This is a genomic window from Aeromonas salmonicida (assembly GCF_028355655.1).
Taxonomy (GTDB): Bacteria; Pseudomonadota; Gammaproteobacteria; order Enterobacterales; family Aeromonadaceae; genus Aeromonas; species Aeromonas salmonicida.
Map to the genome: position 1 here is coordinate 4612286 of NZ_CP110645.1, position 17785 is coordinate 4630070.

Annotated in this window: 17 protein-coding genes; 10 read left to right on the plus strand and 7 right to left on the minus strand. The window is 56.4% G+C overall.

From position 1 onward, the window contains the following. Positions 1-19: 19 nt before the first annotated feature. Positions 20-1351, minus strand: a complete 1332-nt coding sequence (locus tag ONZ54_RS21465) for a glutamine synthetase family protein (protein WP_021138470.1) — start codon at positions 1349-1351, stop codon at positions 20-22. Between the two features lie 467 nt (positions 1352-1818). Between ONZ54_RS21465 and ONZ54_RS21470 the strand changes: the two genes are divergently transcribed. The 10 genes from ONZ54_RS21470 to pseC all read left to right on the plus strand — a co-directional run bounded on the left by ONZ54_RS21470 (position 1819) and on the right by pseC (position 12182). Further along, a complete protein-coding gene (locus ONZ54_RS21470) occupies positions 1819-2205 on the plus strand; it encodes a TraR/DksA family transcriptional regulator (RefSeq protein ID WP_005318322.1) in 387 nt (128 codons plus the stop codon). 50 nt (positions 2206-2255) lie between these two features. Further along, positions 2256-3110: a type 2 periplasmic-binding domain-containing protein gene (locus ONZ54_RS21475; RefSeq protein ID WP_271773843.1), complete on the plus strand. Its 855-nt coding sequence runs from the start codon at positions 2256-2258 to the stop codon at positions 3108-3110. A 174-nt stretch (positions 3111-3284) separates the two neighbouring features. Beyond that, positions 3285-3743, plus strand: coding sequence for a CreA family protein (locus ONZ54_RS21480; protein WP_096118991.1), 459 nt, complete (start codon positions 3285-3287; stop codon positions 3741-3743). Positions 3744-3820: 77 nt separating this feature from the next. Next, positions 3821-4810: a 2-hydroxyacid dehydrogenase gene (locus ONZ54_RS21485; RefSeq protein WP_271787097.1), complete on the plus strand. Its 990-nt coding sequence runs from the start codon at positions 3821-3823 to the stop codon at positions 4808-4810. Positions 4811-4986: 176 nt separating this feature from the next. Further along, positions 4987-6348 carry a molecular chaperone gene (gene yegD, locus ONZ54_RS21490; RefSeq protein ID WP_271787098.1) on the plus strand — a complete coding sequence of 454 codons (1362 nt, stop codon included), beginning with the start codon at positions 4987-4989 and terminating at the stop codon, positions 6346-6348. A 212-nt stretch (positions 6349-6560) separates the two neighbouring features. After that, complete coding sequence (locus ONZ54_RS21495) at positions 6561-6980, plus strand: META domain-containing protein (protein WP_058395143.1); 420 nt, start codon at positions 6561-6563, stop codon at positions 6978-6980. A 137-nt stretch (positions 6981-7117) separates the two neighbouring features. Continuing rightward, positions 7118-7966: an HDOD domain-containing protein gene (locus tag ONZ54_RS21500; RefSeq protein ID WP_271787099.1), complete on the plus strand. Its 849-nt coding sequence runs from the start codon at positions 7118-7120 to the stop codon at positions 7964-7966. 6 nt (positions 7967-7972) lie between these two features. Further along, a complete protein-coding gene (malZ, locus tag ONZ54_RS21505; protein ID WP_271787100.1) occupies positions 7973-9802 on the plus strand; it encodes a maltodextrin glucosidase in 1830 nt (609 codons plus the stop codon). A gap of 221 nt (positions 9803-10023) precedes the next feature. Beyond that, positions 10024-11028 carry a UDP-N-acetylglucosamine 4,6-dehydratase (inverting) gene (pseB, locus tag ONZ54_RS21510; protein ID WP_042468912.1) on the plus strand — a complete coding sequence of 335 codons (1005 nt, stop codon included), beginning with the start codon at positions 10024-10026 and terminating at the stop codon, positions 11026-11028. Continuing rightward, on the plus strand, positions 11025-12182 hold the full coding sequence (pseC, locus tag ONZ54_RS21515; RefSeq protein ID WP_271787101.1) for a UDP-4-amino-4,6-dideoxy-N-acetyl-beta-L-altrosamine transaminase: 1158 nt from the start codon (positions 11025-11027) through the stop codon (positions 12180-12182). Before pseB ends, pseC begins: the two co-directional genes overlap by 4 nt. Positions 12183-12221: 39 nt before the next feature. Here pseC and ONZ54_RS21520 read toward each other — a convergent pair whose 3' ends face one another. From ONZ54_RS21520 to ONZ54_RS21545, 6 genes are read right to left on the minus strand one after another with little or no spacing between them, the layout of a single operon-like run. Beyond that, positions 12222-12977, minus strand: coding sequence for a phosphocholine cytidylyltransferase family protein (locus ONZ54_RS21520; RefSeq protein ID WP_271787102.1), 756 nt, complete (start codon positions 12975-12977; stop codon positions 12222-12224). After that, positions 12978-13598 carry a gamma-glutamyl-gamma-aminobutyrate hydrolase family protein gene (locus ONZ54_RS21525; RefSeq protein ID WP_271787103.1) on the minus strand — a complete coding sequence of 207 codons (621 nt, stop codon included), beginning with the start codon at positions 13596-13598 and terminating at the stop codon, positions 12978-12980. It abuts the gene before it with no gap. Beyond that, entirely contained in the window at positions 13595-15976 is a 2382-nt protein-coding gene (locus ONZ54_RS21530) for a PEP/pyruvate-binding domain-containing protein (protein WP_271787104.1), read from the minus strand. The genes ONZ54_RS21525 and ONZ54_RS21530 overlap by 4 nt, the downstream gene beginning before the upstream one ends. Next, positions 15973-16698, minus strand: coding sequence for a formyltransferase family protein (locus tag ONZ54_RS21535; protein WP_271787105.1), 726 nt, complete (start codon positions 16696-16698; stop codon positions 15973-15975). Before ONZ54_RS21535 ends, ONZ54_RS21530 begins: the two co-directional genes overlap by 4 nt. After that, positions 16695-17255, minus strand: coding sequence for a hypothetical protein (locus tag ONZ54_RS21540; RefSeq protein WP_271787106.1), 561 nt, complete (start codon positions 17253-17255; stop codon positions 16695-16697). The genes ONZ54_RS21535 and ONZ54_RS21540 overlap by 4 nt, the downstream gene beginning before the upstream one ends. Further along, complete coding sequence (locus ONZ54_RS21545; RefSeq protein WP_271787107.1) at positions 17255-17782, minus strand: adenylyl-sulfate kinase; 528 nt, start codon at positions 17780-17782, stop codon at positions 17255-17257. Before ONZ54_RS21545 ends, ONZ54_RS21540 begins: the two co-directional genes overlap by 1 nt. Between the last annotated feature and the right edge of the window lie 3 nt (positions 17783-17785).

Sequence of the window (17785 nt, forward strand, 5' to 3'; positions counted from 1 at the left end):
GGCTGGCACGCCCCCGGAATCACACGTTCAGCAGCAGGAACTCCCGTTCCCAGCGGCTGATCACCCCGAAGTAGGTCTCGTACTCCTTGCGCTTGACAGCCACGAAGGCGCGGATGAAACGCTCCCCCAGCATCTCCTTGATGGGCTCGCACTGCTCAAGATGGCTCAGGGCCTCTTCCAGCGAACGGGGCAGACTGTAAGGCAGGTCATAGGCGCTCGACTTCATTTCCGGCAGCGGCTCCAGCTTTTCCATCATGCCGAGGTAGCCGCAGGCCAGGGTCGCAGCCAGCGCCAGATAGGGGTTGGCATCGGCGCCTGCAAAACGGTTCTCTACCCGGCGGGCACTGGCATCGGAGAAGGGCACCCGCAAGCCACAGGTGCGGTTCTCTACACCCCACTGCACGTTGCGCGGCGCGCTCTCGCCAAAGGTGAGCCGACGATAGGAGTTGACGTTCGGCGCCAGCAAGGCAGTCACGGCTGGTGTGTATTTCTGCAGACCGGCGATGAAGTGCATGAACTGCTCGGTATTGCCGCCATTGTCCGTACCAAACAGGTTGCGACCGTTCACATCTTCCAGGCTCTGGTGGATGTGCATGGCGGAGCCCGGTTCGTCGCTCATCGGCTTGGCCATAAAGGTGGCATAGATGCCGTGACGGTGGGCCGCTTCCCGCATGGTGCGCTTGAACAGGAACACCTGATCGGCCAGATCGATGGCATCGCCGTGCAAAAAGTTGATCTCCATCTGGGCGGCGCCGGATTCGTGGATAAGGGTGTCCACTTCCAGTTCCTGCGCCTCGCAGTAGTCGTACATGTCCTCGAAGATGGGGTCGAATTCGTTGACCGCATCGATGCTGAACGACTGGCGGGCCGTCTCCGGGCGGCCATTGCGGCCAATGGGCGGTACCAGTGGATAGTCGGGGTCTTCGTTGCGCTTGACCAGGTAGAATTCGAGCTCGGGGGCTACCACCGGCTTCCAGCCCTGCTTCTCATAAAATGACAGGACCCGACGCAGCACGGAGCGCGGCGCTATGTCGATAAGATTGCCATTGATGTCGAAACAGTCGTGGATCACCTGAGCGGTCGGCTCCAGCGCCCAGGGCACGAAACGAATGGTGTTGGGGTCCGGGTAGAGCTGCATGTCCCGCTCCAGCGGGTCTATCATGCTGTCGTCATCCGGGTACTCGCCGGTCACCGTCTGGGTGAAGATGACCTCGGGCAGCCGCATGCCCCCTTCGCGCAAAAATTTGTTGGCTGGAATGATCTTGCCTCGGGCATTACCGGTGAAATCCGGAAACAGGCACTCCACTTCCGTGATGCGATTGCTCTCCATCCAGCCCTTGATACTGTCCATGTTAAACCCCGACTTTACGATTGCCATTGGCAAGGGTGTCTAGTATATGGAACACCCTTGTTATCAAATTGTAATCAACAACACCATAAAAGCCCGCCGTTAAGGCCGATGTCAAGCGGTGGTGTTTAAAAAATTATAAATAACGGTGCATATAATGACCATATCGGCACCAAATACTAAACACCTTGGCTCACCCAGGACCCACTGCAAGCTCGATGCCAACGAGGGTGCCTGATCCTCCATGTTCTCAGTCAGACCCTGTCCGAATCGGGTCATTTTTTTGCAAGGGCGCACAATCCTTATCCTATTTGCTTTGCATGCCTGCATTTTTTTGGTACAAGGCCCGCCCTGATTTGCACTCTCCTGCTTGGATTTGGTGCAAATTCAGGACACAGGGCTTGGTCTGCAGGCAGACAGCCCCCATAAACAGGGATAATTGGGTTAGTAACTGACTGGTAGTAAACCGTATGTGTGATTTCATGACTAAAGACCAACTGGCCTTTTACAAGGGGCAGATCGAGCGTCAGATCCTCGAACTCGAAGATCGCCTCAACTCCCAGGCCAGCCAGGCCATCGCCACCGATACCAACGAGATGGCTGATGAAATTGACCGTGCCAGTATCGAGGAAGCCCGTCGTCTGGAGCTGAACCGCATCGAGCACGACAAGTTGCACCTGCGCAAGCTGCAGGGTGCGTTAAGGCGTATCAACGAAGGGGATTTTGGTTACTGCGAATCTTGCGGTGACGAGATTTCTCTCAAGCGGCTGCAGGCTCGTCCCGAGTCCCGCTTCTGCGTTGAATGCCAGAGTACCAAGGAATTCAACGACACTCACGTGTACCGTCGCGTTGCCTGATTCTTCTGTTAGACTCCGGGCAATTCCCGGATTCTACAGGAGAGCAGAGAGTGAAATGGTTCCTCAGACTGTGCTTGTGTCTGCCGTTGCTGGCACAAGCACAGACCCTCACGGTCAAGGTTCCCAGCCGACCAATCAACGATCTCGACAAGGAATATCAACTCAAACTGCTGGAACTGGCGCTGACACATGCCGGACAGCCGTTTCGCATCGAGCAGGTCGAACTCAACCTCAACCAGTACAGCCTGCAGCAACAGCTGAGCAAGGGAAAGACCATCAATGTATTCTGGATGGGTACCTCCAGCGCACTCGAATCCTCCCTCATTGCCGTCCCGATCCCGCTGTTTCGCGGTCTGGAAGGCCTGCGCCTCTCCTTCATCCACAGCGACGCTCAGGAGAAGTTCAACCAGATCAATTCGCTGGCCGATCTCAAGCAATTGAAAGCGGCACAAGGTGTGGGCTGGGCTGACAACAAGATCCTGGAAAACGCCGGCATCCCGACTTATTCCGGTCGCTACAGCACTCTGTTTCGTCTCATCAACGACGGCGACAAGCTCGATTTCTTCCCGCGCAGTCTGGTGGAGATCTTTGCCGAGCGCAGCGAACTGGTGGCGCAATACCCCAATCTGGTCATCGATCAGCGCCTGCTGATCCGCTATCCCTTTGCCGAGTTCTTTTTCGTCAGCCCCGAGTACCCCAAGCTGGCCAAGGCGATCCAGGCAGGGCTGGAACGGGCCTATGCCGATGGCAGCTTCATGACCTTCTTCCGTGAGAATCCCAAGATCCGTGAAGCCCTCGCCAGCGCCAATCTGGAGAAACGGGTCACCATTCAGCTCCCCAACCCGGACATGACCCCCTTGCTCAACAGTATTCCAGCCCAATATTGGGAGTATCCTCCGCGGTAACAGTGTTCGAACGGCATGCGCGTTGAGCGGCACTGGCATCACCGCCGGGATTATCCCCCGCCCATCAGGGACCGGGGGCAGACAGCCCTCTGAGGCAAGCGGGGTCGTGGCAGCCAGAGTGCCGGGATCGCGCCCTGCCTGCTGCTGACAACCCAAGGAAACCATATGCGAAACATGAATACAGGCCTGCTGCTGGCGGGCTGTCTGATGGCAATGCCAGCCCTGGCCGACAAGGCCGACCCCATAGGGGAGGTGAGTACCGCCTTCAAACTGTTCGGCCCCAACCACAAGATCCTGGTGGAAGCGTTCGATGACCCCAAAATCGCCGGCATTGCCTGCTACCTGGCACGCCCCAAAACCGGTGGCGTCAAAGGCGGGCTGGGACTGGCGGAAGATCCCTCTCACGCCTCGCTTTCCTGCCATCAGACTGGCCCCATCTCACTGCCTGCCAAGCTGAAGGCAGGGGAGGAGGTGTTCGATGTCAGCACCTCACTGGTGTTCAAGGAGCAGAAAGTGGTGCGTTTTTACGACGAAAAGCGCAATGCGCTGGTTTATCTGACCTACAGCACCAAATTGGTAGATGGTTCGTATAAAAGCGCAGTGAGTGCGGTTCCCATCATGCCATGGGGCTGAATCGGCCCCATTTATCCCGTGATGACGGCCCACATTTGTTGTAATTTAACTACATCATTATTTGCGGAGAGCACACCATGAAAGTCGCCGTTTTCAGTACCAAGAGCTACGACAAGGAACACTTCAATCAGGCCAACAGCCAGTACGGCTATGAGCTGGAGTTCTTCGACGTACGGCTGGAGGCCAAGACAGCCCGGTTGGCCCACGGCTTCCCCGTGGTGTGCCTGTTCGTCAATGACGACGCCGACCGGGAAGTGCTGACCGAGCTGGCGGCCAACGGCACCAAGGTCATCGCCCTGCGCTGTGCCGGTTACAACAATGTGGATCTGGCTGCCACCAAGGAGCTGGGGCTGAAAGTGGTACGGGTCCCCGCCTACTCTCCCGAAGCCGTTGCCGAACATGCGGTGGGGCTAATGATGACCCTCAACCGCCGCATTCATAAGGCCTATCAGCGCACCCGCGATGCCAACTTCTCGCTGGAGGGGCTGGTCGGCTTCAATATGCACGGTCGCACCGCCGGCATTATCGGCACCGGCAAGATCGGTATCGCCACCCTGCGCATCCTCAAGGGCTTTGGCATGCGTCTGCTGGTCAGCGATCCCTACCCGAGTCAGGCGGCCATCGACTTGGGTGCCGAGTACGTGGATCTCGACACCCTGTTCCGCCAGTCCGATGTCATCAGCCTGCACTGCCCGCTGTTCAAGGAGAACTATCACCTGCTGAACAAGGAGGCGTTCGCCAAGATGAAGGATGGCGTGATGATCATCAACACCAGCCGGGGCGGTCTGCTCGACTCCAACGCCGCCATAGAGGCGCTCAAGACCGCCCGTATCGGTGCCCTGGGGCTGGACGTCTATGAGGAAGAGGAAGACCTCTTCTTCTCCGACAAGTCCAACGAGGTGATCACCGATGACGTGTTCCGTCGTCTGTCGGCCTGCCACAACGTGCTGTTTACCGGCCATCAGGCCTTCCTGACCCGCGAGGCGCTGCACGCCATCGCCGATACCACCCTCGGCAACCTCAAGGCCATAGAGAGCCGAGGCCATAGCGACAACGAGGTGGAGTAATCCTCTCGCACCCGTAGCCATGAACGACAGAGGGAGCCATTCCCTCTGTTTTCCACACCGATATGCCCCCCCTGTGTATTTTCCCCTGCGACCTCAATATCCGGGGTACCGGGTTGTGAGACCCGACGTCATCGGGTAGGCTACCTGCCCTTTTTTATTCAGGAGTCTGGCTGCCCATGTTTATCGGATTTGATTACGGTACTTCCAACTGTGCCGTCGCCGTGATGGAACAAGGCAGCCCCAGGCTGCTGACTCTGGGCGGGTCCCGCTATCTCCCCTCCACTCTGCACGCCCCCCACAGAGACGCCATCGCCGGCCTGCTGGCCGAAGGGCTGGCACCAGCCCAGCAGGCCGAATACCTCAAGCTGCGCGGCCCTGTGGTTACCCGTGCCCAGGCGGTACGCCGCCAGATGCGGGAAGAGGGGCTGATCGACGAGCTCAGCTTCGGCGCTGCAGCGCTGGAGCGCTATCTGGAGGAGCCGGACGATGGCTATTACATCAAGTCACCGAAATCCTTCCTCGGCGCCTACGGCCTCAAGGCTCCCCAGATCGCCCTGTTCGAAGACATCGTCTGCGCCATGATGCTGCACGTACGCCGCGAGGCGGAGCAGCAGCTTGGCACTCAGGTGCGCCGCGCCGTGATAGGTCGACCGGTCAACTTTCAGGGGCTGGCAGGGGAAGATAGCAACAGGCAGGCCATCGCCATCCTGACCGAGGCGGCCCGTCTGGCCGGGTTCGAGCAGGTGGAGTTCCTCTATGAGCCCGTGGCGGCCGGCTTCGAGTTCGAGGCGCGGCTGGATGAAGACGCCGTCGTGCTGGTGGTGGATATCGGCGGCGGCACCACAGACTGCTCCATGCTGCGCATGGGCCCGAGCCATCGCGACCAGCTGGATCGCAGCGGCGATCTGCTCGGCCACAGCGGCCAGCGCATCGGCGGCAACGACTTCGATATCAGGCTGACGGTGGAAGGCATGATGCCGCTGCTCGGCATGCACGAAACCCTCAAGACCGGTAAACCGCTGCCTCACCCGCTGTTCTGGGATGCCGCAGCCATCAACGACGTCAGCGCCCAGGGCCGTTTCTACAGCCTGGATACCGCCCGTCAGCTGCAGGATTTGCAGCTCGACAGCCTGCCGGGCAGCAAACTGGGACGGCTGGCCAATCTGCGCGCTCACAAACTGAGCCACCAGCTGGTATGGCGTGCCGAGCAGGGCAAAATCGCCCTCTCGGAGCAGGAGCTGAATCGCCAATCCCTGAGTGAACTGGAGAAGGGGCTGGAAGCCGAGCTCAATCGTGAACAGCTGGCCAGCGCCTCTGCCCTGCTGCTGGAGAAGATTGGCGAGCTGATGGACGAAGCCATTACCAATGCAGGAGTGCAGCCGGACCGCATCTTCGTCACCGGCGGCAGCGCCCGTTCACCGCTGATCGCCGCCTTTATTCGTCAGAAGTTGCCCACCATTCCGCTTGAAGGTGGCGATGACTTCGGCTCGGTGGCGGCAGGACTCGCTCGTTATGCCGCACGTCTGTTCGCTGACTGAGGCCCGCAGTTCCACCTCACGGAGACAGAGGCGATAAGTGTTCTTATCGCCTGTTCAGCATCGAACGCATCCCGATCACGGCAAGGTGTTGCCATTTAACGACACAGGGCTGACTCACAGGACGACAGAAGCAGTCGGGGTCGGCTCCCCTCGCCCTGCCCCGGGGACGGCGCAGGAGGTATGCTTGTTGCTCCCACTACCGGAGCCCTTCCATGCCCAGATTCCTGCTACTGCTGCTTGCCCTGTTCCTGCTCAGCGCCTGCAGCAGTACCCCCTCGTTCGTTCAGCAAGACTTGCAGCATCATCACTGGGTGCTCGACAAGCTGGATGGCCAGGCCATTGCGGCCTCCCGCGACAATCCGCCCGATTTCGAGATAGGTGAACACTTCACCGTCAACGGTATCGCTGGTTGCAACCGCTACTTCGGCCAGGGCCACCTCGAGGGCGACAGATTCTGGGTTACCAGCCTCGGCAGTACCGAGATGGCCTGTCAGGCTCCTCTCGACGCCATAGAGCAGGCAGTCATCACCACACTGCTCGAAGGCGCCACCCTGAGCGGCACCACCCAGACCTTGATCCTGAAGGGGAAACAGCACAGTTTGGAATACACCTTGCGTGACTGGGTGCTATAAGCGCGGTTGTCTGCCGGCGTCAAACTGACTCAATTGCGGTCGGAACTGCACATCAACAGACCCTCGTGCTCACGAAACCGGCATCACAAACAGGAACAAGTGTCCCGCCTGTGGCACAATATGAGGCAGTGCTCGCAATGGAGGCTGCCTCAGCCATGTCGATGGATCGTCTGTTTGACAAGATCAAACAACTCCCCACTATTCCGCAGCTGCTGCATGAGTTGATGCAGAGTTTCAGCGATGAAAATGCCCGTATCGACCAGATAGCGGGCAAAATCGCCATGGACCAGGTGATCAGCGTCAAGGTGCTGCGGATGGCCAACTCGGCCGCCCTGCGCCGTGGTAATGATGTCACTTCCATCGAGCAGGCGGTGATCCGCCTCGGTTTCAACCGGTTACGCTCCGTGGTGGTCGCCTCCGGCATCATAGGCACCTTCAAGGCCCCCCCCAGCTTCGACAAGAACAAGTTCTGGACCGAGACCTTCCAGGTTGCCACTATCGCCAAGACCCTGGCCCAAGAGGCCAAGGTGCTGGATCCCGAGACCGCCTTTACCTGTGCCCTGATCCACAACATAGGTGAGCTGCTTATCCAGAGCACACTGCCGGAAGAGGCCGAGCTCATCAATATGGCGATCCAGAAGGGGAGCAGCCGGGTAGAGGCCCAACGGGAGATGCTGGGGTACGACTATGCCCAGCTCGGTGCCGAACTGGCGCGGCGCTGGAACCTGTCGGAAGCCTTCGTCGATGCCATCTCCCAGCAGCTGGATCCCCTCTCCTACGATCCGGTCAGCAAAGAGGCGGTGCTGATCCGGCTCGCCGTCTTCATCTCCTTCGCCTGGAATGCGGGCGTGCCCGCCCAGGCCATCATTGCCCGTTTCCCCAAGCCGCTTGCCGACCAGCTGGGACTGGATCCCAAATCGCTGGCAGGCCAGCTCGAAACGCTTCACGAACAGGGTAATGCCCTCGCCGACCTTCTGACTCAATAAGCACTCATGACCCATCCATTTCTGTTTCATCCCCAGGTGGCGCCCTGGTTCAAAGAGAGCGCCGACAGCTTGCAACTCACCCTGTTCAGCAAGCTGGATGCCCCGATCCGGGAGGTGTGGCTGCGCCACGAACCGGACAACGAAGAGTACCTGCTGGCGATGACGCCAGTCTCGACCCGGGACAGATTGCAGGTGTGGCAAGCCACATTACCACTGATCAAAGGGCAGGATATCCACCTCTATTGCTTCAAATGCCTGACCGATGAGGAGCAGTGGTGGTTGCACGGCGCTGGCGTCAGCTCGGCCATGCCGCCTCGGGAGCAGCACTTTCGTTTCAACAGCCTGCACCAGCCGCCAGCCTGGGTACAGGATCAGGTGTTCTATCAGATATTTCCCGACCGCTTCTGCAACGGCGATCCGGCCTTGAGCGTGAAGCATCATGAATACGAGTACAGAGGCAAGGCGGTGATCAGCAAGGGGTGGGGTGAGCCGGTCAGCCGCCACGAAGAGGGGCTCGGCGCCTGTGAGTTTTACGGCGGGGACCTGGCGGGGATAGATGCCAAGCTGCACTATCTGCAATCCCTCGGGGTCACGGCGCTCTACCTCAACCCCATCTTCGATTCGCCGAGCAACCACAAGTACGATACCCAGGACTACTTCAAGGTCGATGCCCACCTCGGCAGCAATGCACAGTTCGCCGAGCTGACCCGCAACCTGCACCAGCGCGGCATGAAGATCATTCTGGATGCGGTAGTCAACCACACCTCGACCCAGCACCCCTGGTTTTGCCCGCCACAGGGCGCCCAGAGCAACCCGGACTCACCGTGGCGCAGCTTCTACACCTTTGACAACGAAGGGGACTATGTCAGCTGGAAAGGGATCCGCAGCCTGCCCAAGCTCGACTTCTCCAGCGAGCAGGTACAGGACGCTATCTATCGCGCCGACGACGCCATACTGCGCTACTGGATGCGGGCACCCTACCAGATAGACGGCTGGCGCTTTGACGTCATCCACATGCTGGGGGAGCGTGGTACTGCCGAGGGCAATCGCGGCCATGTGCGTGCCATTCGCGGCGCCGTGAAGCAGGAAAACCCGGATGCCTATGTGCTCGGCGAGCACTTCTTCGAGGCGAGCCAGTGGCTGCAGGGGGATCAGGAGGATGGCGCCATGAACTACTATGGTTTTGCCCACCCTATCCGCGCCTTCCTGGCCGGGCAGGACATTGCTTACCACCCCATCAAGATCAGCGCCGAGGAGCTGGACAGCTGGCTCAAGCTGGCACGGGCTCATATCCCGTTCAAGAATCAGCTGGCCCAGTTCAACCTGCTGGACAGCCACGATACCGCCCGCTTCCTCCATCTGCTGGGAGAGGACAAGCAACGGATGCAGCTGGCCGCCACCTTGCTGCTCACCTATATCGGCGTACCGTCCATCTACTACGGCGACGAAGTTGGGCTCTCCGGTGGCAAGGACCCGGATTGCCGCCGCTGCTTCCCGTGGGAGACCACGGCCTGGGACCACGTACTGCACGATCACTACCGCCGGCTGATCCAGATCCGCAAGCAGCGGCCTGCTCTGCGCCGTGGCGATATCCAGACCCTTTATGCCGGCCCTCACAGCTATGTGTTCGCTCGAACCCTGCAAAGCGATCAAGTGGTGGTCGCCTGCAACCGTCATCCGACCGAGCCGCGCACCATCAGCCTGCCGTTGTGGCAGACCGCCAGCCCCGCCAGCCGCTTCACCGATGCCTTCAACGGTGACAAGTACGAAGTGGTACAGGGACAGGTACAAGTGACCATACCCGCCAACTCGGCCAGAGTGCTGCTCTCCAGCTAAGCGTCAAAAAAGCGGAACCGGATGTTCCGCTTTTTGTTAAAGCATCAGAGATCGCATAAAGTTGTTTGAGCTGGGTTGGATTTCTCTATGAATCATCTAGTTAGTTCACTCATAGTGGAATAAAACTGGCATCATACAAAACTGCTTCCAGCCCTTTTCGGCTAAACTGGTTCCAGGCACATATATTGCTTGCCTCTTGGCATCACTAGCGAGAATCCGTCATGTTCGACAATAAGACCCTATTGATTACCGGCGGCACTGGCTCGTTTGGCAAGATGCTGGTCAAGACAGTGCTGGAACGCTACAAGCCGAAGCGGCTCATCATCTACTCCCGCGACGAACTGAAGCAGTTCGAGATGCAACAGGTGTTCAACGACCCCTGCATGCGCTATTTCATCGGGGATGTGAGGGATGCCAACCGGCTGAACATGGCGATGCGCGGCGTCGATTACGTCGTGCACGCGGCCGCGCTCAAGCAGGTCCCCGCTGCTGAATATAACCCCATGGAGTGCATCAAGACCAACATTCATGGGGCGGAGAACGTCATCCAGGCCGCCTTGCTCAATCAGGTCAAGAAGGTGATTGCCCTCTCTACCGACAAGGCTGCCAACCCGATCAACCTGTATGGCGCCACCAAGCTGGCTTCCGACAAGCTGTTCGTGGCGGCCAACAACATTGCAGGCCAGGATCCGACCCGCTTCGCGGTGGTGCGCTATGGCAATGTGGTGGGTTCACGCGGCTCAGTGGTGCCCTTCTTCCAAAAACGCATAGACCAGGGTGCCAGCACACTGCCCATCACTCATGCCGAGATGACCCGTTTCTGGATCACCCTGCCGCAAGGAGTGGATTTTGTGATGAACAACTTCCCGAGGATGAAGGGCGGCGAGATCTTCGTGCCCAAGCTGCCCTCGGTACGGATCACCGACCTGGCTACCGCCATGGCGCCCCAGCTGGCCCAGGAAATTATCGGTATTCGCCCCGGTGAGAAGTTGCATGAAGTGATGTGCCCTTCCGACGACTCCTATCACACCTTCGAGTTCGACGACTTCTTCATCATCGGCCCCACTATCAATTTCAATAATCGCAACAATGACTTCTCAGTCACAGCTGCAGGCGAGAAGGGGGTCATGGTCGAACAGGGTTTCGAATATAACTCCCGCAACAACAGCGACTTCCTGACGGTGGCCCAGCTAAAAGAGTTGAATGACAAGGTGGTAATGGAATGATCCCATACGGCAGACAGTCGATCAGCGAGGCGGATATCGAAGCCGTGGTCGAGGTGCTTAGGTCCGATTTCCTGACTCAGGGCCCAGTCGTTCCTCGCTTCGAGCAAGCAGTCGCCGATTACTGTGGCGCACGCTTTGGCGTCGCCGTGAACTCGGGTACGGCCGCTCTGCACATCGCTTGTCTGGCTCTGGGTGTCGGCCCGGGAGACTGGGTCTGGACCTCCCCCATCAGCTTTGTAGCCTCGGCGAACTGCGCACTTTATTGTGGCGCTCAGGTTGACTTCGTCGACATAGAGCCGGATACCGGCAACATGTGCGCACTGGAGCTGGAGCGCAAACTGATTGTCGCCAAGGCGGAAGGATGCCTGCCCAAGGTAGTGATTCCGGTGCACTTCGCGGGCTTGCCCTGCGATATGAAAGAGATCCACCGTCTGGGCCGGGAGTACGGTTTTCGCATCATAGAAGATGCCTGCCACGCCCTCGGCGCCCGCTATCACGGCGAACCGACCGGCAATGGCCGCTACAGCGACATCACAGTCTTCAGCTTCCATCCGGTGAAAATCATCACCACCGGCGAAGGCGGCATGGCCATGACCAATGACCCAGCATTGGCCAAAACCATGCGCATGCTGCGCAGCCATGGTATCACCCGTGAACCGGAAGATTTCATCAACGAACCGGACGGCCCCTGGTACTACGAGCAACAGATGCTGGGTTTCAACTACCGGATGACAGATATCCAGGCGGCGTTAGGGCTGAGCCAGATGAGCCAGCTAGAGTTTTTTTTAGAGAAGCGCCGGAATATCGCGGCCCGCTATCAGGCCAATCGGCCATGTCCAGAACTGGAGATCCTCGCCAATCGCGAAGGTCGCATCAGTGCATGGCATCTGTTTGTCATCAAGATAACCCCAGACATGCGAAAATCCCTCTTTGAACGACTTAGACAACAGGGTATTGGAGTTAACGTTCATTACATGAACATAACCAACCAACCGTATTATAAAAAAGCCACTTGCATTACCCCCTTGCAAGCTGAGTCTTTTGCTGACCGAGTAATCTCCATCCCTATTTATTATGGATTAGGTGCTGGCCAAGACGATGTCATTTCTAAGTTGAGAACAGCGCTGAGTGTTGTTCATCCATTAGAACCTTAAGATGCCAGAACATATTTCAGCACCATAACGCTAGCATTATTAAATAAGGTCTCGCCAATCATGGCTCCAGCCGACTTCACGGGTTTTAGAGTCGTATAGCGTGATATCCTGCGGCTCATCCACTTCGACCCATCCTCCATCAATGGGTACAACTGCAATCGACTGTCCTGAATTAAGCAGCCTTTGAAGCAACGAAGTCATATCCATCCTGTCTAGCACAACCTCATCCAAGGTCGCGACCAGTGAGCAGACCGCGCGCCAGCCGGCTGGCGTAAACTTGAGTAACCCCATGTACTGGCCCTGGATATCCGCTACGTCCAACACTTTGTCACCAATACTGAGCAGCTGGCCATCACGGTGCCGAAAGCTCTCCGCATCCAATAATGGATCCTCAAAACGTGCTGACCAAAGCTCGAACCAACGAGTGTCAAACGTGATGGCAATATTTGCATCAAGAGCCATTAATCGGCGTACCGAATCTGGGCGGTAAGCGATATCACCGTAGCTGATAATATGGGTATCTTCAGCCAGTGTGGCACTAGCACACAGCAAACTGCGAACCATATTGGTCTCTTGCCATCGAGGATTATGATGACAAGTTCTACCATAATGGGCCAATGCCTTCGCACAATAGCCAGTCACCAGACTAATCTCTGACACCCCCGCGCGCTCCAACGCCATCATCTGCCACTCCAGCAGAGATTTTCCGGCAAGGATGGTCAAGGGCTTTGGCTTATGCTCGGTTAGACTGCCTAGCCGAGAACCGCGGCCAGCGGCCAGTATGATTGCTTTCATTCACTCAACCTCGAATAACCAACAAAAGAGCGCCCTGTCCATAGGCGAAAGAGTTATCTCACGCTCGGGGTGCCACATAATACCGACCCAAGGCAAGGTATTGTGTACAAAGGCTTCGCAGGTGTCTGCATGCCAAGCCAACGGTTGCCACCCGGCAGCTGGACTTTTTATCCCCCAGCGATGAAAAGAATTGACCTCAAGACACGATACAGCCAACGCCCAAGGCAAAGGGGCTGAAACCGTCACCTCATGGCGACAAGCTGTATGCTCCTCCCCCAGTGGCACCAGTTGGCCGCCAGCAAAAGTGTGCATAAATTGCATGCCACGACACACGCCAAGCACAGGCCATTGGTGCTGGGTAGCATATGCCAGCAGCGTGTGTTCGGTCACGTCTCTGGCCGAGTATGTTCCCACATCATCACCGCCAGTCAGAATGAGGGCATTCACTCCGTGGCATTCTGCATAGGAAATCGTATCGGCGCCGAGGTTTGGCAGTAACAGCCATTGAAAGCCAATATCCAGTGCGCCAAGCAGCCGATACCAATCCCGTGCAATTCCGTCACGACGCTCGTTATACCCTTGGGCATCACAGCCCCGGGTGGTAATTCCGATGCGTCTCATACCAGTGTCACCGTTTTGTCGCGGCAATTGAGTACACCTTGCCGTCCGCTCTGCAAGCGGCTGAACAATTGCTCGCCACAGCCAATGGCCGCCGGGATACCAAATTCAGCGCAGCGAATCGCCATATGAGAATTGACACCGCCATACTGAGTGATCAGTCCGGCAATACCTCGGGTAAAAATCCAGTCATAGCCTGGGTCGGCGTTTTCGATACACACTATTTTACCGCCAAGCCCCAAGGATGACTGGGTATTGGCCGACAGCACTTGCAGCTGTGCCTCAATGCACTGCTGGCCGACAAAATTGGCCAGCGCCCGGTGCATGGGTGCCACAAATACTTCTGAAGGATCCAGCACTAAGTGGCTAAGCGTTATCAGTTCCGCGTCTGCACACCGGGATTTTGCTTGGCTGACCTCATTCAGGAGGTGGCGATCCAGATCATCGAGCTGTGGGTCGGTAATCAGACCCAGCAAGTGGTCAATTCCGAGATATGACAGGTCATCCCGAGACAGGCCATTGTTAGCGCCCCACAAAGTCAGAGCAGCCAAGGCATCGGACAAATCCCGGGTAAAGACAAGTTTTGCGTATTCCCGTCCGGCAATAGCTTTTTGGGCATAACTGAAGAACTCATCGGCGCTGATGCCCCAATCCTCTTCCGCGAGCAAGGTACCCATGGCCTCGGTCTCCTCCCAGGTCCAGGCAAAGGAATCGCAGACACTAGATGACATCCTCAGTGCGCTGTCGATAAACAGGTCCGAGCGCTCATCATACCGTAGCGAGGTAATGTCATAGGTGCCCGGACGCAGGTGGCCGAACCTTACCAGAAATGCCTCCGGTGTCATTCTGCTGTCGCAAACCGCTTGAAAGTCTCGGGTCAGCTCGCCTGAAACTGTGGTAATTGTTGTCTTCCACTGAGCAATACGAGTTTCGCTAAGGACTTTCAGCCGTCTGGCCGAGCGCAACAATGACTCAGCCACAAACCCATGGCGAGCAATAATTGCGAAATGGAAGGTGCCCCATTGCCGACACTCCTGCAGCAAATCCCGGACCCGTTCCAACCCCAAATCTGCAGCACCTGTGAGACCATCGGCTGACAATTGCTGCTGTTCGCGCGCTGCAATGTGATCTAACGAATCATTCAGCCCTCCAGGGCCTTGTTTGGTGAGTATTGACTTGGTCAACCCAAACAGTGCTGTGCGGTAAGCGGATAGAGACTCACTCGAAAGCAAACCTGGATAGCGGCTGGCAAATTGGCTGTCAAAATCGAAATCAAAACAGGTGGACACAATTTCAAACTCCACCTTGTCATGCAACTGGGGATTACGGGCCAATCGAGCTACCCAAGCATCAATCAGCAGTGATGCTGTATTGGGGGCAAGTTGCTGTGGCAAAAACGAATTAAAGCTGGCCCGGACATCAATAAAAGGGTGCTGACCCACCATCAACATCAGAGGCTGATGCCTGGGATGATGGTAACCCATGGCCGCACGGGCCTCCCGCCAGATGCTGTCAGTCACTAGCAGTCGGTACAGACTGGCGGCCAGGGGACGAGGGTTGGTACCGATAATTTCGGCAGGATTCCAATCAGGCATAGCCCCCAACACACTGAGCTCTCCATACAAGCCTGGCTTGGGCCCCAGCTGCCTTTCAAGATATGCCCGGACATGAGCCAATTGTCTGGCCACTCGCCGCTCGGTGACCGGATGCCACTGGCGGTACAAGCTGATGCGCCTGACCTGGAAAATATACACAACACCCTGATTATCCAAGGCAAACTCAATGTCCAGCGGCACCCCACCACACAGGTCTTCCAGCTCCCGGCAGGCCGCTATCAGTACACGCAATCGGGGGGAGCGAATCGCCTCAAGTGCGCAGCCCCGATATACCATCACGGATTTCTCCACCCCACAGCCACCCGTAATGGTGTCTGTCTTACCACTTTCATCGTCGTAGTTGATGTTGTAGTAGGGAGCACCGTGCTGAATATCGTGGGTCATCACCACCCCGCTCATTTGAATATCACCGAGCATGGGCTGGACAAGGATTTGATTACGCAAATCCGGCATTTTATCAAACGAAGCAACCACTACATTAATGGCGTCGCATAGAGCCTCGGCACAGGAGGCATCCACATTTAAGCAACTGGTGAAGGTACCTGCCATGGAACTGGTATCACCGTCCTCCTGCAGCGCACTGGATCTGACCACTACATGTGACGCCGTCAAGGCAGCTACTTTAGCCAGACATTGCTGTGGAGAGGACTGCCACTGTGCCACCATAAAATACTGCAAGGGTAGTATCTTGGCTTGCTTCAGTAGCGGCATCAATCGCTGGAGTGTTTCGGATTTAGTACCAAAAGAAAAGGTTCTCTGGGTCATGATGACCCCCTGTGACTATCCACTTTTTTAAGTGCCAGATGTTTGAGTACTGGATGAATAACAAAATACGCTGGCATCAACTCTTTCTGGGGCTGTGAACTGGGTAATTGCCCCGTAACTTGGTAATGGGCCAGAACCGCCGTCAATAGATCGGCTCGGATAAGATTGTCATACAAGTAATCAACATCCATGCCAGACGGTGGCATAGGATATTCCCGACTGGCAATCAATGGACCAGTATCTATGGTCTGCGTTAGCAGAATGGCACTTGCCGCACAGCCGTTATGTTCCAGTATTTCATGATACAGGGTGGTACTTCCGCGGTAACGGGGCAGCAGACCACTGTGAATATGTAGCACGCGTGCAATATTCAGCAAAACATCAGGAACCAGCTGACCACCATAACCTGAGTACACAATCAGGCTTGATGACATCAGTCCAAGACAGGAAAGCAACGCCTCGCTGTCCAATGCCCGATCTGCCACAGTAACAAAAGGCCAATCGGCAGCCTTCAACGAATCTTCCACCTGGATTGACAGGTCCGGGCAAAACCACGGCAGCATCCGGACCGATAAATCGCGCTGACTAGAAGGTATGTTGGATCTATCCCCGTACAAAATGACGCCCTGGGGACGCAAGTCCGCATGTATCAATGCCTGCACATAAGCGGCCGTGCGTGCCGTTTGGGCACACAGTAACACGACACCATCAAGCATGCTCATTGGCACTCCTCCATCAGCGCCGTCACTTGGGCACGTTCCAGCGTAATCAGCGCTGCTACACCAGCCTGCACCGATGCAGACAAACCCAGCACCACTGAGCAGAGGGTATCGAGTAGCTTAATGGCGACACTCAGCCAAAAGGTGCAGCGTTGCTGGCACCACAGCTGCAGTGCCACTTCAGCCAGCAGTAGATAAGGCCCTGGAACCCGATATTCCACGCTACAGTGTTTGTGGGGAGCGTCAGACTCATAAGCACCGTATAGCCGCTTGCTAACCTCGAACTTTTTTACCAGCACCAGTGCCCAGTAAACTTCCGCCTGAGTCACGACCTCTCCCTTCCTGAGCTTTGTCACCAAAGGCCAAAGACGCCGGATCGTATCGCATTCATCCTCTGGCATTTGCCACAATACGGGAGCAGGCATCTGCTCAAGCAGACTGCCGCGCTGATGAAAATAAGCACCGATAAAGACATCGCCCTGCCACTGGGAATACTGGTAGCTCTGAATATGAGTCAGGTTGTCTTCGGTAACATAGGGATAAGTTATATTGCCTGTCATCACGCCTCTCCAATGACGCCTATCGAGGCTATGATAGCGTCAACATAGCGGGAAATTTCAGCCTGTTCGAAGTTATTATTGATAATTAAATCGGGGGATACTGGTTTGTCATATGGTAAGTCTATGCCGACCACATTATTAATTTCACCATTGATTGCAGATTTGTATAGTGACTTATTGTCCCGTTCTATCAATACCTCTAGAGGAACATCAATGAAAACTTCCATAAAATGTGAGTAGCAATCTCTATTTAACGCTGTGATATCGGGAAACATGGAAATAACACAGCAGACAACATTGATACCCTGAGAATCCAGCCAGCCACACAAACGATGCATCCGCTCACCACTCAATCGGCGCCCTGCAAGGGAATAATCTGAGGATTGAGCGTCATGAGAGAACAGTGCACGTACCTCGTCTCCATCCAAAAATAACGTCGCAGCATTGTCAGTTTTCAGTCTTCTATAAAGTGAACGCCCAATTGTTGTTTTACCCGAGCCGGACAACCCCACCAACCAAATAACCATTTA

Excerpts from the sequence above, each read along its gene's own strand:
- ONZ54_RS21465 (WP_021138470.1), bottom strand. The coding sequence starts at position 1,351 with ATGGACAGTATCAAGGGCTGGATGGAGAGCAATCGCATCACGGAAGTG.
- ONZ54_RS21470 (WP_005318322.1), top strand. The coding sequence starts at position 1,819 with ATGTGTGATTTCATGACTAAAGACCAACTGGCCTTTTACAAGGGGCAG.
- ONZ54_RS21480 (WP_096118991.1), top strand. The coding sequence starts at position 3,285 with ATGAATACAGGCCTGCTGCTGGCGGGCTGTCTGATGGCAATGCCAGCC.
- ONZ54_RS21485 (WP_271787097.1), top strand. The coding sequence starts at position 3,821 with ATGAAAGTCGCCGTTTTCAGTACCAAGAGCTACGACAAGGAACACTTC.
- yegD (WP_271787098.1), top strand. The coding sequence starts at position 4,987 with ATGTTTATCGGATTTGATTACGGTACTTCCAACTGTGCCGTCGCCGTG.
- ONZ54_RS21495 (WP_058395143.1), top strand. The coding sequence starts at position 6,561 with ATGCCCAGATTCCTGCTACTGCTGCTTGCCCTGTTCCTGCTCAGCGCC.
- ONZ54_RS21500 (WP_271787099.1), top strand. The coding sequence starts at position 7,118 with ATGGAGGCTGCCTCAGCCATGTCGATGGATCGTCTGTTTGACAAGATC.
- malZ (WP_271787100.1), top strand. The coding sequence starts at position 7,973 with ATGACCCATCCATTTCTGTTTCATCCCCAGGTGGCGCCCTGGTTCAAA.
- pseB (WP_042468912.1), top strand. The coding sequence starts at position 10,024 with ATGTTCGACAATAAGACCCTATTGATTACCGGCGGCACTGGCTCGTTT.
- pseC (WP_271787101.1), top strand. The coding sequence starts at position 11,025 with ATGATCCCATACGGCAGACAGTCGATCAGCGAGGCGGATATCGAAGCC.
- ONZ54_RS21520 (WP_271787102.1), bottom strand. The coding sequence starts at position 12,977 with ATGAAAGCAATCATACTGGCCGCTGGCCGCGGTTCTCGGCTAGGCAGT.
- ONZ54_RS21525 (WP_271787103.1), bottom strand. The coding sequence starts at position 13,598 with ATGAGACGCATCGGAATTACCACCCGGGGCTGTGATGCCCAAGGGTAT.
- ONZ54_RS21530 (WP_271787104.1), bottom strand. The coding sequence starts at position 15,976 with ATGACCCAGAGAACCTTTTCTTTTGGTACTAAATCCGAAACACTCCAG.
- ONZ54_RS21535 (WP_271787105.1), bottom strand. The coding sequence starts at position 16,698 with ATGAGCATGCTTGATGGTGTCGTGTTACTGTGTGCCCAAACGGCACGC.
- ONZ54_RS21540 (WP_271787106.1), bottom strand. The coding sequence starts at position 17,255 with ATGACAGGCAATATAACTTATCCCTATGTTACCGAAGACAACCTGACT.
- ONZ54_RS21545 (WP_271787107.1), bottom strand. The coding sequence starts at position 17,782 with ATGGTTATTTGGTTGGTGGGGTTGTCCGGCTCGGGTAAAACAACAATT.